Source organism: Amycolatopsis sp. FDAARGOS 1241, from assembly GCF_016889705.1.
GTDB lineage: Bacteria > Actinomycetota > Actinomycetes > Mycobacteriales > Pseudonocardiaceae > Amycolatopsis.
Genome location: NZ_CP069526.1, coordinates 1,724,612 through 1,737,924 on the forward strand (window position 1 = coordinate 1,724,612; position 13,313 = coordinate 1,737,924).

Below are 13,313 nucleotides of genomic sequence, written 5' to 3' on the forward strand. Positions count from 1 at the left end.
CCGCGAACTCAAGCTGCTGACCGAATTCGTCAGATGCGACGGACCGGGTCCGTGATTCCGCCGGGGCACGCAAGCGCCGCGATGTCCCATCCGGCGCGTCCGGCCCCGGCCTGGTAGGCGCTTTCGTAGAAGGCGAGCACGGCGGCACGTGGATCGGCCTCGGCGCGGGCCGCGTCGTAGCGCAGCACGGCCAGGTGGCTGTCGCCGCGCGCGACCCACTGCGCGGACGCCGGGCTGAGCGGCGCTTCGGCCAGACCGGCGGGCTCGGGGGCGGTGTACGAGTAGAACGCTGGCTCGGCAAAAGTGTCGTCGCCGAACCAGAAGCCGAAGCTGATCACTTCGGAGGAGTACGCCTCCCGGGTGACGGGGTCGGCCTGCCTGGGCTGGTCGACCCGGCGCCCAGAGAACCGGCTGTGGGCGATGTCGAAGGTGTGCCAGAAGTGGTGCACCGGGCTGGCCTTTCCCGAGAAGTCCGCCGCGAACTCCTCCAGCACGGACGCCACCTGGCTTAGCACCCGCCAGTAGCGGTTTGCGGCTACCGGGTCGTAGGTCGCGTGCTCGGTGTCCTCGGCGAACGGCCGGTCGGCGTCGGGTAGATCGAAGGGCCTGGGAATAGCGATGTTCACCCGGATGCCCAGCGCGGCCAGAGCGCTCAGGGTCTGGTCGTAGAAGGACGCGACGGACTGGCCCGGAAGCGGAAAGGACCGCTCTTCGCCGTCCAGCGTCATGACGGCGAGCCGGTGGTCGACGAAGTCGAAGTCGACCGTGAAGATCGGATTCCCGTCGACCTGACCCATCGGACGGGTGGTGATGCCGCGCCCAGTGACATGGAACGGGACGTTCCACCAGTGGTTGCGCCGAGCGCTCGCGGCCAAGCGGATCTTGCCGACAATCTGCGCGAAGCGGTGCAGCGTCTCCTTCGTGTCCCGCCACTCCGGCAGCGGCGCCGGCGGGAACAGCTCCATCGCCTGCCCCTTCCCGCCCGGCGCTCCCGCGGCGGCCAGGCCGTCTCATCATGACACCGCCGCGGACATTCCGGCACGGGCACGTGTTCATCGTCAACCACACAAGCCCTCGCTGACCAGCAGCGCAGCCGTGCCCGCCCGGGGCTGGGCTAACCCAGCCCCGGGCAGCCTGCATTCAGGAGGCGGCGCGCCATTCAGCCGCGTAGCGGGCGGCCAGCCCAGTGACCGAGGTGCGCAGCCGCTCCAGTTCCGTCCCTGGGGTGAGCGGAAACGCGCGCTGGTGCTGGGTGTCCCACACGAGCACGGTGGCCTCGGGTAGGAGGCTGTCGCGACGGTCGTGCATCGGCAGCAGGAGCCGCTCGGCCTGGCTGCGGATGAGGGGCTGCTTCTTGTTGTAGATCGCGATCAGCGCCCGGCTGCCGTCGGCCAGGCGCAGGCCGAGCAGGTCAGGCAGCCCGATTTCCAGGTGCTCGTTGCTCCAGGTGACTCCTCGCCGGACCGCCACCCGGGTGGCCGCGGCCGGCAGCAGAGCGAGGAAGCCGTCGGCGGCCGTGCGGTACGCCGGACCAGTCCAGTTGCGCTGGGCGAGGGCCTCGGCAACGACCCGGTTCAGCTCGGCGGAGGGATCGGGCAGGTTGATGCACCGCAGCTGCGCCTGCAGGCACGATGGTCGTTGGCGGTGACGAAAAAGGCAGTGTTGTCGCTGGCTCTCCTCGAAACACGGAGAGCCAGCGACGGCTCGTTGTCACCCCAGCCTTCGCTCCTGCCTGCACCTCTACGCCTGGCGCGAGCGCGTACCTGGCGGGAGCGGCCAACTGGCCCGACGTCCCCTACGACCTCAACTGCGCGAACAACGCCAGCTGCTCGGTGCAGTCACCGTCGTTCTGGTCGGAGTACGCGCTGCAGTCGATCCAGACTCAGGTCCTCGTCGGTACCACCGAGACCAATGTGGACAACTGGGCGCTGACCCACACCTACCCCGCGACCGGCGATTCCACCAGCCCCTCGCTGTGGCTCTCGTCGATCGCCCGCACCGGGCAGGACACCTCGGCCGGCGGTTCGACCGCTGCCATCACTCTGCCACCGGTGGTTTTCTCCGGAACCCCACTGTCCAACCGGGCTGATCTCAGCGACGGCTACTCGCCGATCACCCGGCAGCGGCTGTCGACGATCACCACTGAGACCGGGGAAACCATCTCGGTCGGCTACTCGTCCCCGGGCTGCGCGTCCGGCGTCCCGACGGATGCCTCCCAGAACACCACGCTGTGCTATCCGGCCTACTGGCTGCCGCTCAACCAGGCCGAGCCGGTTCTCGACTGGTTCAACAAGTTCATCGTCACCGGTGTCACCGAAGAAGATCCGACCGGTGGCTCGGCCCACGACACCATCGCCACGACCTACACGCCCGTGGGAACACCCGCCTGGCACTACACCGAGGACCCCACCAGCCAACCCGACGAACGGACCTGGGATCAGTGGCGCGGCTTCCAGGGCATGATCGTCACCACCGGCACGGCGCCCGACCCCATCACCAAGACCCAGTACACCTACTTCCGGGGCATGGACGGCGACACTCTGCCCAACGGAGGCACCAGACACGCAACGGTGTCCGATTCGCGCGGTGACCCGCCGGTGGCCGATAGCGACCAATTCGCGGGCGGTACATACGAGACGGTCGTCTATAACGGTCCCTCCGTCGTCTCGGACACCATCAGCGATCCCTGGTCGTCGGCTGCCACTGCGACGCAGGCCGTCTCGGGCCTGAAGCCGCTGCAATCGTTCCTGCTCGACACTGCGGACACGAAGGTCTACACGCAACTGAGTTCGGGTGGCGATCGGGAAACCGAGACTGACTACACCCACGACAGTCATGGCCGGGTCACGGCGACCGACGACCACGGCGACGTCTCGACACCGGCCGACGACCTGTGCAGCACAACGAGTTTCGCCGACAACACGACCGCGTGGATCCTGGACAGGCAGGCTGAGCAGAAAACCGTTTCGGCCGACTGTGGCGCGACGCCCGTGTATCCCCAGGACGCCGTCTCCGACCAGTTGACCTTCTACGACGGCTCGACCACTTCAGGGGCTGCACCTACCGTCGGAGACCCCACCGAAACCGAGAGCGCGATCACCTACACGGGATCGGCGGTGACTTCGACGTATTCGGTGGCCACTGCCTCCTTCGACGAGTACGGCCGTCCGGCGACCACCACGGAACCGGACAACCGCATTACCCAAACCACCTACACCCCCGCGACAGGGGCGGAGCCGACACAGGTGGTGGTCAAGGATCCTTTGACGTTCACCACGACGACGGTGAACGACCCGGTGCGGGACCTGCCCACCTCGTCCACGGACGCCGGCGGGTTCGTGACCAAGGAGCAGTTCGACGCGCTCGGGCAGCTCACCTCGGTCTTGAAGCCGGGAGTCTCGGCGCCGTCGTTGAAGTACACGTACACCATCTCGAACAGCGCCCCGTCCGTTGTGGACACCTACACGCTGAACTTCGACGGCACTTACCGGCTTTCGGAGACCCTCTACGACGCGATGCTGCGCTCGAGGGAGGTGCAGAACCAGACGCCGGACAACGGCCGGGATATCACCGACACGATCTACAACACCGACGGCTGGGTCTCCGAGACCACCAACCCCTACTTCAACTCCGACGCGGTCTCGCCGACCTACGTCCAGGCCTCGGCGGGCGATGTCCCGTCGGCGACCGGCACCTCCTACGACAGCGCCGGCCGCAAGACCGCGGCGATCGCCTACGCGCTGGGCAACGAGACCTGGCGCACCAGCTACGTCTACGGCGGGAACTTCGTCACCACCATCCCGCCGGCCGGGTCGCCGTCGACCACCACGCTGGCCGATGCCAGGGGAAACACGACCGACCTCTACCGCTACAACGCGGGCGCGCCGGCGGACCCCACCGATCCGCCGACCGACTACTCTGCCACCCACTACACGTACTACCCGAACGGCAAGCAGCAGAGCGTCAAGGACGCGGCCGGCAACACCTGGTCGTACCAGTACGACCTGCTCGGTAACCAGACCTCGGCCCAGGATCCCGACACCGGCACGACAACGAGCACCTACGACCACGCCGGTCAGCTCCTCACGACGACCGACTCGCGGGCCAAGCAGACTACCCACGCCTACGACGCCGACGGCCGCAAGACCTTCGACTACGACACCACCGGGAACGCCGCGCCCTCGAGCGACAACGAGATCGCCGGATGGACCTACGACACGATCAAGAAGGGCTACCCGACGTCGCAGACGTCGCACTCCGGCGGCGACGTCTACACCCAGACGATCCGCGTGAGGTTGTCCCCTTGAACCGGACACCCTGATCCCAGACAGCGGTCTGGGATCAGGGTGTCCCCGTGTCAGGCAAGTCGAAGTGCCCCGAGCAGTTCCGCAGGGACGCCGTCGAGCTGGCCCGCTCGTCGGACCGGCCATTGCGGCAGATCGCCCGCGAGTTGGGCGTGAATCACGAGACCCTGCGCAACTGGGTCCGCACCGCCGAGCAGGCCCAGGCCGGCCCTGTCGACACGACGGCCGCCGTGGACCAGGAGGAGCTGCGGGCGCTGCGCAAGCGGGTAGCCGAACTCGAGCTGGAGAAGGACATCCTCCGCAAGGCAGCCGCCTATTTTGCCAAGGAGATGGGTCGTTGACCCGCAGCTACCGGTTCATCTCCGAACACCGCGCCATCTTCGGCGTCACCCGGCTGTGCGGGGTCCTGGGCGTGCGGCGTCCGGGCTTCTAAAAGTGGCTCGCCGCTGCGGCGGCGAGGGCGGAGCGGGCCGCGGCAGACGAGGGGTTGGCCGCCGAGATCGCCGAGGTCCACGTGCGTCACCGAGGCGCCTACGGGCGTCCGCGGATCGTCGCCGTGCTGCACCGCCGCGGCCGTCGGGTCAACCACAAACGGGTCGGACGGGTCATGCGCGAGCACGGGGTCGTCGGTCTCACCCGCAGGCGGCGCAGGTCTCTGACCAGGCCCGATGTTGTCGCGGCGTCGGTGCCGGACCTGATCGGTCGGGACTTCACCTCCCCGTCGCCGGGGAGGCGGTTGGTGGGCGACATCACCTACCTGCCCACCCGGGAGGGCTGGCTCTACCTGGCCACGGTGATCGACCTGTACACCCCGAGAAATGGTCGGGCGCGCGATGGCCGCCCACATGCGCGCCGACCTCGTCCGCGACGCCCTCGACCTCGCCGTCAGACGTGGCCTGATCAGCGGTGACGCGGTTTTCCACGCCGATCGCGGGACGCAGTACACCTCTGGGCGGTTCCGGTCCGCACTTGCCGAGCACGGCATGCGCCCGTCGGTGGGCCGGACCGGGTCGTGCTTCGACAACGCCGTCGCGGAGTCGTTCTTCGCCACCCTCAAGACCGAGATCGGCACCGCCGTGTGGGCGACCCGCGACGACGCCCGACGGGACGTTTTCGCCTACCTGGGCTACTACAACCACGACCGTCTACATTCGACACTCAACTACCGCACCCCACACGAAGTCCGCGTCGGCTATCGTCAAGGTCTCACCCTCGTGGCATGAAATCCGGTGTCCGGCCTTCGGGGACAACCTCAGTCCGCAAAACCCGCAACGGCTTGGACGTCGCTCGGGCACGCGGCCGGGTCGGCGGCCGCCCCCGCGTCGTCGACGCCGACAAACGCCGTGTCATCCTGGCCCGTCACGCCGACGGCGAGTCCGTCCGCACCATCGCCCGCGCCACCCAGCTCTCCGTCGGCACGGTCCACAACGTCCTCGCAGACCACCGCGCCGCCAACGAGTGATCACTGCTGGTCATCCATGAAGGCATGGGGCCGGTCAAGTCGGGTGATGCGGCTGACGTCGAACGCCGCTGCGACTTGGTCGACGGGTTGGCCCGCGTCCGGCGAGCGCGGTGGCGAATCACTGAATGAGCGCAATGAAATCGGCTAACACTGAATTCTTACACCGCATCCGTGCCGCGGAAAGTAGCGTCTGAGTGAGACGGTCGCTCACTGTTTGCCGCGCAGACGGTGACCCATTGCAGTGATAGCTTGATCGTCGCCAATCAATGTATCGAAACTGTGTCGATGCGTATTTGGCGTGCCATCAATGGAATCTTAAAAGGGGGATAGTAATGTCCGTAATTCGAAGATCGCTAACTGTTGGCGCTTTATCTTTTCTGTCCGTTAGGGTCTACTTGTCAGGGAGCGTTACTGCCTGGGCCTTGACGGACTACACACTTCCGTCTGGTGTTTCGGGTGCGGGCCTGACGGCGGCGCAACAGGAGCAGCAGTGTGCACAGCGTGCTGCACAAGCGCGGACGAGTGGCCACTATTCCTGCACAGTCGTCACGAAGAAGCAGCAAACTCGTAGCAAGAAATCTGTTTCGCAGCTGAAATCGGATTCGCTGCGGGAAGTGTCGTCGCGGATCCCGCGCTTCGCGGCCGAGCCCGCCGCGATCGCGCCGGCTTGTAGTTCGGGGTTCTACAACCCGGACCGGTTTACCTCCTGCTCTACCGAGAACTGGACTGTCACCGCGACAGAGACCGTGGACGGCGTCACCACCACGGTCGGCGAGATGGACGTGACCTTCACCTCGTCGGTGGAGTTCGACGAGGGGAGTGGCACGCCGTCGTGGGATCTGGATACTGATCTGAGCGTGCCCGCGGCTTGGGGGACGTTGGAGACGGGCATCACCGGGTCGATGTGGACCGGGTGTTCCGGGCATCCGGACAAGTGCACCACGTCGCAGCTGGAAGGCTCGAACGGAGAAAATGAGCCCATCACGTTGGGCGAGGGCGCCTTCGTGAGCAAGTGGTACACCCAGTACTCGGGCGACATGCTCAACAACCAGGTCTTGTATCTGACTGGCAACCTGGGTTCGGCGATCGAGCTGAACACACCGGGTAACCCGGTGACGTTGGCCGACCATGAGTCCAACACCTTGTTCGGGCGTTGCGACAGTATGAGCAACCGTTATGGCCAGGGCTGCGGGGACGACACGGGCTGGCCCTTCGTGCTCTACAGCACTCCCGACAACCCGGCGGTAGGCCCGGTGGCCCAGCACGTGTTCGACGCCATGCACAACCTGCCGAGTCACTGGGGAAGCCCGGTCAACGGCGTTCCGCTCAACCGGCTCACCAACCAGACCCAGATCGACCAGAACCGGTCGGTCGCCTGCGGTAGCGTCGTGACGCCTACGGGCTACTCGTGCGACGAGCACCCATTGGCCAGCACGTATCAAGGCGGAAACGGTGCGGCGCCGAACGACCGGTCGACCGCAGTAGTTCCTCAGAGCGCCAACAACAGCCAGGGCGGACTGACCGGCGCGTACTACGATTACTACCGTATTCTCGACGACGACCCGTTCTACGTGCAGGCGGTGCTGGCGGACGGTACGACAGCCTGGTGATCGCTGGAGTTCAACCGTCGTGACTGACTCTTCACGCGAAGTGGTACTGACCGTCCCGGTGCGGGATGGTCAGTACCACCTGCGCTCCGCCCCAGGCGTCGACAACATGTGGCCCGGCACGCAAGACGGGATCTTCGTCGGTGAAGACAACTGGGTGGCAGTGCTGTGCGGCACTGACTGGGGCCCCGTCGAGTTGACCGTGCGGGTGCTACCCGAACCACCGGACTCGGTCGACGCGCGCTGGGACATGGCGGCCGAGTGGACACTCGACGGTCTTGGTCATCTACAGATCCACGACACCTACAACACCGCCACGGTCGCCGACCTTGACGTACCCGAAGGATGGATCCGCCTTCGGCTGTCCGCACGGGACCGCAGCCTCGCCGCGCAAGCACCCGAACAACCCGAGCGGCCCACCGAACATCACCAGCTTGAAATCTGGCCTGTCAGCGAACGCCTCGATCCTGCCGTCGTGCTCGGACCCGATGACCATGCGCGAACGCTTCTCTGAACCGGGCGTTCGAGCCGGGTTCCCTGACGCCAGCAACCACCGGGAACCATGACTGTGCGCAAGCGAACTGCGCTGACAGGCGTGGTCGTGATGGCCACCCTCGCGGTGGCTGTCGTCGCACTGCTTGTACTCAGCGGGCGAACGATGGAATCGAAGCCGGGATCAACCCGCTCGACCGCCCGTCACCTCCCAGGTGGGCTCCCTGGCATACCACCAGCATCGGTGACCATCGCATCTCTCCCGCCGGCTGACCACTGAGCGCCAACACGGTGCTCGGAGAGATCACCGGCACCGAGCGCCGGAACCGTGAAAGCTGCGCAGAGCGATCACCACACTTCGCGGCGGGCTCGAGCCAGCCGAACTCTACCCGGGGTTCCGGGACATCTCGCGGAATATCCAACGGAATAGCCACTGACCAGCGCGAACGCGGCTATTTTGAGCTTGCGCGCTCGCGCCGACGTCGAGCAGCACGGATCTCGTCGTCGGCGACTTTGTCGGCGAGGAGGGTGTAAATCTGGGTGGTTTCGGTGCTGGCGGCCGAGCCGGCGGCGGACGCCCTCGATGGAGACGCCGGAGTTGATGAGTTCGGTGGCGTGGGCGTGGCGCAGCTGGTGGATGTCGATGTCGATTTCGGCGGTAGCGCAGTAGCCGTTCCATCGGTGGTGGGCGGCGTCGTAGGATAGTGGGCCGCCGCTGCCGTTGATACTGGCACGGAACATCGGCCCGGCCGTGTTGCAAGCGCGCACGATCCAGCGCCACGAGGTGCTGGTCGAGCAGCTGCAGACCACGTTGAGCAGCCGAGTGGTGATCGAACAGGCCAAGGGCTTCATCGCCAAAGGCCTCGGCCTCGCGATGGACGGTAGCGGCGGACCCACTTGTGCCCGGTCGCGCATGAGATCCCCAGTTCGGCGGCGACGTGGGCGACCGGGCGTCCCGCGTGGACACGCTCGATCAGCAACCATCGGCCGTGCAGGGTCAAGCGGGCATTACGGTGGGACACGAAGACCTCCGTTGTGATCGGCGATGGCGTCAGACACCAGGCCCCGGCCATCCGGACCGGTTTCGCACAGCCCCGGGCAGCCTTGACCTTCTCAGTCCATGTGTCGAAGTTCGCGCGGGCGAGGACGTGCTTCAGGGCCGGGTCCAGGGTGCCGGACTCGGTGAACGCGGCGACCATCTCGCGGAAGCCAGCCGGAGCAGCGACCATCAGGTGGCCACCCGCGCCTGAACAGCACCCGGCCAGCCAACGCGCGACGCACGGCGGTCACCCCACACGACCGGCGGGAACACGGTCTGCCAACCGTCCAGGTACGGGACCTCCAGGACCTCGCCGCGCTCCACGAGGGTGCTCCACCGCTCCGGAGAGACGCCCATGTTCGTGACCAAGTCCATGACCAACTCAGGGAGGTCAGCGAACCGCAGGTCACAGAACCGGCAGCCGGTCTCGGAGTCCACGTCGGACAGCCGGAAGCGCTCGCCCGGCAGGCGGCGGACCTGGGCGCAGTGGCGTTCCTGCTGGGCGACGACCATGTCGGAGTAGGAGCCGAACCGGCCCTCGCCCCGGCAGGTACGGCAGGCGACGCCGGAGCCAGGCGTGAGGGTGCCCATGCCAGAGCACGATCAGCACGGCGTCCACGCGATCACGGGAGCTTGGACGTGCGGCTGCCCGCAGCGGGAGCAGTCGAGGGTGAGCACGTCACCGAACTGCATGGTGGTCATGGCTCAGACCCCCGCGCAGAAGCAGACGTAGGCGGCGCCGACGGTGCCGGTGACCGAACCGTCCCGGTCCCAGGCCGCGAGGGTGCCCCAGAAGTCCGCGCACCAGCCAGCAGGGCCAGCTCGGTGCACGCGGTCGGGGAACGCCACAGCGGGTAGTAGCTCGCGGAGACCACGACCGGCTCGTCGTCGAGGAACCGCAAGCGACGACGAACCACGACCTCGTCGCTGGGTGAGGCGCGCAGCCACTGAGCTGCGTTCGCGGGCAGGGGAGCGCGCCCGATGAAGAGGATTCGCCGCGACGGAACTCGCCCCTGCTCGATGGCTCCGACGTCGAAGACAGGCTTTCCAGTGTCTCGGTGGGCCGCGTGACGCCGCGCGGCCGAGGGCTACTACGTCGGCCGGATCGAAGGAAACCTCTACTGGGTGACCGATTCGGTTTACCAGGCAATGTTCCTGACCACCTCTGAAGGGTCGGTGACCTGCCGGACAACGCGACACTCGATCGAGCTGCCCCCTGAGTCGCTCGTCGGCGACGTGACACCACGGACGTGTCGACGGGGTCACACCGGTTACTCCGTCACTCGGCTCGGTTTGACCCGCGAGCCTTAGAGCTTGTCTCATTTGGCGAGTTTCTTGTGGCAGGTGATGGTGGCGGCGAGGGTGAGGAAGGCGAGGTAGTGGCCGGCTTTGCGTTCGTAGCGGATGGTCAGTCGCCGGTAGCCGGTCAGCCAGGCGATGGACCGTTCGATCACCCACCGGTGTTTGCCGAGTTTCTCGGCGGATTCGATGCCCTTGCGGGCGATGCGCGGGACGATCCCGCGCTGGCGCAGCCAGGCGCGCAGGGCGGGGATGTCGTAGGCCTTGTCGGAGTGGAGTTTGGCCGGTTTCCGGCGCCGCGGTCCGCGGCGCGATCGGATCGGCGGCAGCGCGTTGACCAGAGGTCTGAGCGCGTGGCTGTCGTGAGTGTTGGCCGCGGAGATCGCGACGGTCAGGGGCAGCCCGGCCCCGTCGGACAGTACGTGGATCTTCGAGCCCGGTTTGCCGCGGTCGACCGGGCTCGGACCGGTCAGACCGCCCCCCTTTTGGCCCTGACGGATGCTCCGTCGAGGACCGCGCGAGACCAGTCGATCAAACCCCGGCCGCCCAGTTCGTCCAGCACTGCCTGATGCAACTGCCGCCACAGCCCGGCCTCGGTCCATTCGGTGAACGTCCGGTGCGCCGTGGGCACCGATACCCCGAACGAGGGCGGCAGGTGCCGCCACGCACAACCACTGGTCAACACGAACACGATCGCCGTGAACACCGCCCGCGGATCAGTCCGCGCACGACCACCACCCTGCGGACGCTCCTTTGCCGGCGGGACCAGCGGTTCCACCAACGCCCACAAGTCATCGGGCACCAGCCGTTGCGACAGCGAGTCGATCACGGTACAAGATCATTGCAGCCCAGCGGGAAAGATCCAAACGAGACACGCTCTTAGGGATGACAGGAAGTGACACCGCCGGTAGCGCTTCATTTCCCACGTATGCACTCCTGCGAAATCACCTACGGCCGCGGCTACGTCGCCCTGCTCAAGCTCTACCTCGCCCGCACCGGCTACCAGTTCGGCGCGCTGTTCCGGCCCAGCATTAATTGCAGGAACGGCCCCGTGGGCACCTGCCCTGCGACGCCGCCCACCACCCCTGGCCCAAGTACTGCGAGCAGGCCGAAGTCGACATTGACATCCACCAGCTCCGGCACGCCCACGCCACCGAATTCATCAACGCGGGCGTCTCCATCGAGGCCGTCCGCCGCCGGCTCGGCCACGCCTCCACCGAGACCACCCAGATCTACACCCTGCTCACCGACAAGATCGCGGACGACGAGATTCGAGCCGCCCGCCGGCGACGTGACACCCGACGCTGACCCCGGCGTCAAGCGCCCCGATCAGTGATTACGCCTGGCACGGCCCCTTCTGGCGTATTCGGCTCCCACCCTCGGTGGACCATCACTACTCACCTCCCGACCACGCCGACGGTAGCCACCGCGGTCGAAGCTGACCGGGCGGCAGCCAACCAGTCGGGCAAGTGACTGCATGGTTGGCGGCACCCAGCATGGACGGCCGGGCAGTTTAGCCGAGCACGCGCAGTGCGTGGTCGACTGTTGCTCGCAGCTGGCAGGCGTCATGCCCGGCGCGGTGTCGCACGCGTAACCCGGTCAGGGTGGTGAACAGCACGCGGGCGGTGGCGTCCGCGTCGAGGTCGGGACGCAGTTCGCCGCTGGTGATCCCGTCTTGCAGCACTGTGGCGATCGCGGCTGTCGTGCTCTCGAAGGCTGCGTGCACGCGCTGAACCGTTTCCGGGTCGTCGGTACCCAACTCGGTCGCGGCGTGAGTGACGAAGCAGCCGGGTGCAACGGTTGGTTCGACCATTGAGTAGAGCCAGTCGCGCAGCAACTCGCGGACAGGCCGGCTCTCCTGCAGCGCTGCGGCGGAGCGCGCTGACTCGGACGCCAGGTAGTGGTCCAGCGCGCGCAGGAACAGCGCGTGTTTGTCGCCGAACACGCGGTACAGGCTGCTCGGGTGGAGGGCGAGCGCCTCGCCGAGGTCACGCGTGGATGTGGCGTGGTAGCCGCGCCGGTGGAACAAGTTCGCAGCGCGCGCGATAGCGTCCTGCTCGTCGAACTCCCGTTGTCGTGGCACATCGTGAGCCTACCCCTATTGTGGAACGATCGCTCCATGGCCGCGGATACGAGAGCGCATGCTCCCAAATAGGGAGGCAGTGATGGGCAGCAAAGTTGCCGTCGTCAGCGGTGGCACGAAGGGCATCGAGGCGGCGGTGGTCGAGCGTCTGCGCAAGGACGGGTACACCGTGGTCACCGGTTCGCGCTCGGCGGTACCGGAGGAGGATGACGACCTCACCGTCGTGCGGGCCGATCTCGCCACCGCTGAGGGAGTGGAGGCACTGGTCGCGGCTGCGATCGAGCGTGGCCGGGTGGATGCCCTAGTCAACAACGTCGGTCAATTCGACCCCCGCGGCTCCTTTTTGGACGTAATCGACCAACAGTGGCAGCAAGGTTTCGAGGCGAACGTGCTCTCAGCCGTGCGGCTGACCCGTGCATTACTCCCGGCCCTGCTGGTGCACGGTGGCTCGATCGTCAACATTTCGTCGATCAACGCCCGCTTGCCGTTCCCGATGGTCGTCGACTACTCGGCGCACAAAGCTGCGCTCACGAACCTCACGACGACGCTGTCGGAGCAGTTCGCGCCGCGCGGTGTCCGAGTGAACGCGGTGTCGCCTGGGCCGGTTCGCACGCCGAGCTGGACCGCCGACGGCCGGATCGCCGACGGTATGGCGACCGCATCCGGCGTCACCCGGGAGCAGGTGCTCGACGAGGGGGCACCTGCGAGCATGGGTATCGCGCTCGGCTGGATGGGCGAGGCTGACGAGGTGGCCCATGCGGTCGCCTTCCTGTTGGGCCTGGAGGCGCGCTGGATCACAGGCACCGATCTCGTCATCGACGGCGGAACGATCAAGGCGGCCTGACGGTCCAGTGCTTACAGTCTCCGGTCCGCTGTGGTAGTGCATCGACGACCACCACAGCTAAGCAGGAATGCCGGATACCGGTCAGTGGGTGCGAAGACGGTGACCCGGAGCTGATGCGCGGGTCGGTCAGCGAGCGCTGCGCGCAGCGCACTGCCTGCCCGATGGTTCTGGTCCGCGATGGAC

General features: G+C 66.8%; 16 protein-coding genes and 2 pseudogenes. 9 read left to right on the forward strand and 9 right to left on the reverse strand.

Features of this window, described 5'->3' with window-relative positions; genetic code table 11:
* Positions 1–29: 29 nt before the first annotated feature.
* Together I6J71_RS08515 and I6J71_RS08520 are read right to left on the reverse strand one after the other, a co-directional pair.
* Positions 30–965: a DUF5996 family protein gene (locus I6J71_RS08515; protein ID WP_204094221.1), complete on the reverse strand. Its 936-nt coding sequence runs from the start codon at positions 963–965 to the stop codon at positions 30–32.
* Positions 966–1,140: 175 nt separating this feature from the next.
* Complete coding sequence (locus I6J71_RS08520; protein ID WP_204094222.1) at positions 1,141–1,470, reverse strand: hypothetical protein; 330 nt, start codon at positions 1,468–1,470, stop codon at positions 1,141–1,143.
* Between the two features lie 362 nt (positions 1,471–1,832).
* On the opposite strand from I6J71_RS08520, the gene I6J71_RS08525 reads away from it, so the two are divergent.
* The 7 genes from I6J71_RS08525 to I6J71_RS08555 all read left to right on the forward strand — a co-directional run bounded on the left by I6J71_RS08525 (position 1,833) and on the right by I6J71_RS08555 (position 7,887).
* Positions 1,833–4,307 carry an RHS repeat domain-containing protein gene (locus I6J71_RS08525; protein ID WP_204094223.1) on the forward strand — a complete coding sequence of 825 codons (2,475 nt, stop codon included), beginning with the start codon at positions 1,833–1,835 and terminating at the stop codon, positions 4,305–4,307.
* A gap of 47 nt (positions 4,308–4,354) precedes the next feature.
* Positions 4,355–4,645 carry a transposase gene (locus I6J71_RS08530; protein ID WP_204094224.1) on the forward strand — a complete coding sequence of 97 codons (291 nt, stop codon included), beginning with the start codon at positions 4,355–4,357 and terminating at the stop codon, positions 4,643–4,645.
* Positions 4,646–4,818: 173 nt separating this feature from the next.
* Positions 4,819–5,214 carry an IS3 family transposase gene (locus I6J71_RS50430; RefSeq protein ID WP_370542198.1) on the forward strand — a complete coding sequence of 132 codons (396 nt, stop codon included), beginning with the start codon at positions 4,819–4,821 and terminating at the stop codon, positions 5,212–5,214.
* Entirely contained in the window at positions 5,123–5,527 is a 405-nt protein-coding gene (locus tag I6J71_RS08540; protein WP_239154548.1) for an integrase core domain-containing protein, read from the forward strand. The genes I6J71_RS50430 and I6J71_RS08540 overlap by 92 nt, the downstream gene beginning before the upstream one ends.
* Complete coding sequence (locus tag I6J71_RS08545; RefSeq protein ID WP_204094227.1) at positions 5,524–5,766, forward strand: helix-turn-helix domain-containing protein; 243 nt, start codon at positions 5,524–5,526, stop codon at positions 5,764–5,766. Before I6J71_RS08540 ends, I6J71_RS08545 begins: the two co-directional genes overlap by 4 nt.
* Positions 5,767–6,188: 422 nt before the next feature.
* Positions 6,189–7,376 (forward strand): hypothetical protein, encoded by a 1,188-nt coding sequence (locus tag I6J71_RS08550; protein WP_204094228.1) that lies wholly within the window; start codon positions 6,189–6,191, stop codon positions 7,374–7,376.
* 19 nt (positions 7,377–7,395) lie between these two features.
* A complete protein-coding gene (locus I6J71_RS08555; protein WP_204094229.1) occupies positions 7,396–7,887 on the forward strand; it encodes a hypothetical protein in 492 nt (163 codons plus the stop codon).
* A 326-nt stretch (positions 7,888–8,213) separates the two neighbouring features.
* Here the strand turns inward: I6J71_RS08555 and I6J71_RS50435 are convergent, their stop codons facing one another.
* From I6J71_RS50435 to I6J71_RS08585, 6 genes and pseudogenes are all read right to left on the reverse strand, one after another.
* On the reverse strand, positions 8,214–8,780 hold the full coding sequence (locus I6J71_RS50435) for a tyrosine-type recombinase/integrase (protein ID WP_370542101.1): 567 nt from the start codon (positions 8,778–8,780) through the stop codon (positions 8,214–8,216).
* Positions 8,720–8,938 (reverse strand): annotated as a pseudogene (locus tag I6J71_RS08565) (leucine zipper domain-containing protein); the annotation flags it as partial. The gene I6J71_RS50435 and the pseudogene I6J71_RS08565, both read right to left, overlap by 61 nt.
* 155 nt (positions 8,939–9,093) lie before the next feature.
* Positions 9,094–9,495: a hypothetical protein gene (locus I6J71_RS08570; protein ID WP_204094231.1), complete on the reverse strand. Its 402-nt coding sequence runs from the start codon at positions 9,493–9,495 to the stop codon at positions 9,094–9,096.
* 114 nt (positions 9,496–9,609) lie between these two features.
* On the reverse strand, positions 9,610–9,753 hold the full coding sequence (locus tag I6J71_RS08575) for a hypothetical protein (RefSeq protein WP_204094232.1): 144 nt from the start codon (positions 9,751–9,753) through the stop codon (positions 9,610–9,612).
* Positions 9,754–9,800: 47 nt separating this feature from the next.
* A pseudogene (locus tag I6J71_RS50440) lies at positions 9,801–9,926 on the reverse strand (hypothetical protein); the annotation flags it as partial.
* A gap of 297 nt (positions 9,927–10,223) precedes the next feature.
* A protein-coding gene (locus tag I6J71_RS08585) for an IS5 family transposase (RefSeq protein WP_204096803.1) occupies positions 10,224–11,020 on the reverse strand; the annotation gives its coding sequence in 2 pieces (ribosomal slippage) (positions 10,224–10,690 and positions 10,690–11,020; 798 coding nt in all).
* Positions 11,021–11,238: 218 nt separating this feature from the next.
* On the opposite strand from I6J71_RS08585, the gene I6J71_RS08590 reads away from it, so the two are divergent.
* Positions 11,239–11,511: a site-specific integrase gene (locus I6J71_RS08590; RefSeq protein WP_204094233.1), complete on the forward strand. Its 273-nt coding sequence runs from the start codon at positions 11,239–11,241 to the stop codon at positions 11,509–11,511.
* A 205-nt stretch (positions 11,512–11,716) separates the two neighbouring features.
* Here I6J71_RS08590 and I6J71_RS08595 read toward each other — a convergent pair whose 3' ends face one another.
* Positions 11,717–12,286, reverse strand: coding sequence for a TetR/AcrR family transcriptional regulator (locus I6J71_RS08595; RefSeq protein ID WP_204094234.1), 570 nt, complete (start codon positions 12,284–12,286; stop codon positions 11,717–11,719).
* A gap of 82 nt (positions 12,287–12,368) precedes the next feature.
* On the opposite strand from I6J71_RS08595, the gene I6J71_RS08600 reads away from it, so the two are divergent.
* Positions 12,369–13,130: an SDR family oxidoreductase gene (locus I6J71_RS08600; protein WP_204094235.1), complete on the forward strand. Its 762-nt coding sequence runs from the start codon at positions 12,369–12,371 to the stop codon at positions 13,128–13,130.
* The last annotated feature ends 183 nt before the right edge of the window (positions 13,131–13,313 follow it).

What these genes read in the sequence shown, in the direction of transcription:
- I6J71_RS08515 (WP_204094221.1), bottom strand. Translation starts at nt 965, where the DNA reads ATGGAGCTGTTCCCGCCGGCGCCGCTGCCGGAGTGGCGGGACACGAAG.
- I6J71_RS08600 (WP_204094235.1), top strand. Translation starts at nt 12,369, where the DNA reads ATGGGCAGCAAAGTTGCCGTCGTCAGCGGTGGCACGAAGGGCATCGAG.
- I6J71_RS50435 (WP_370542101.1), bottom strand. Translation starts at nt 8,780, where the DNA reads ATGCGCGACCGGGCACAAGTGGGTCCGCCGCTACCGTCCATCGCGAGG.
- I6J71_RS08545 (WP_204094227.1), top strand. Translation starts at nt 5,524, where the DNA reads ATGAAATCCGGTGTCCGGCCTTCGGGGACAACCTCAGTCCGCAAAACC.
- I6J71_RS08570 (WP_204094231.1), bottom strand. Translation starts at nt 9,495, where the DNA reads ATGGGCACCCTCACGCCTGGCTCCGGCGTCGCCTGCCGTACCTGCCGG.
- I6J71_RS08540 (WP_239154548.1), top strand. Translation starts at nt 5,123, where the DNA reads ATGGTCGGGCGCGCGATGGCCGCCCACATGCGCGCCGACCTCGTCCGC.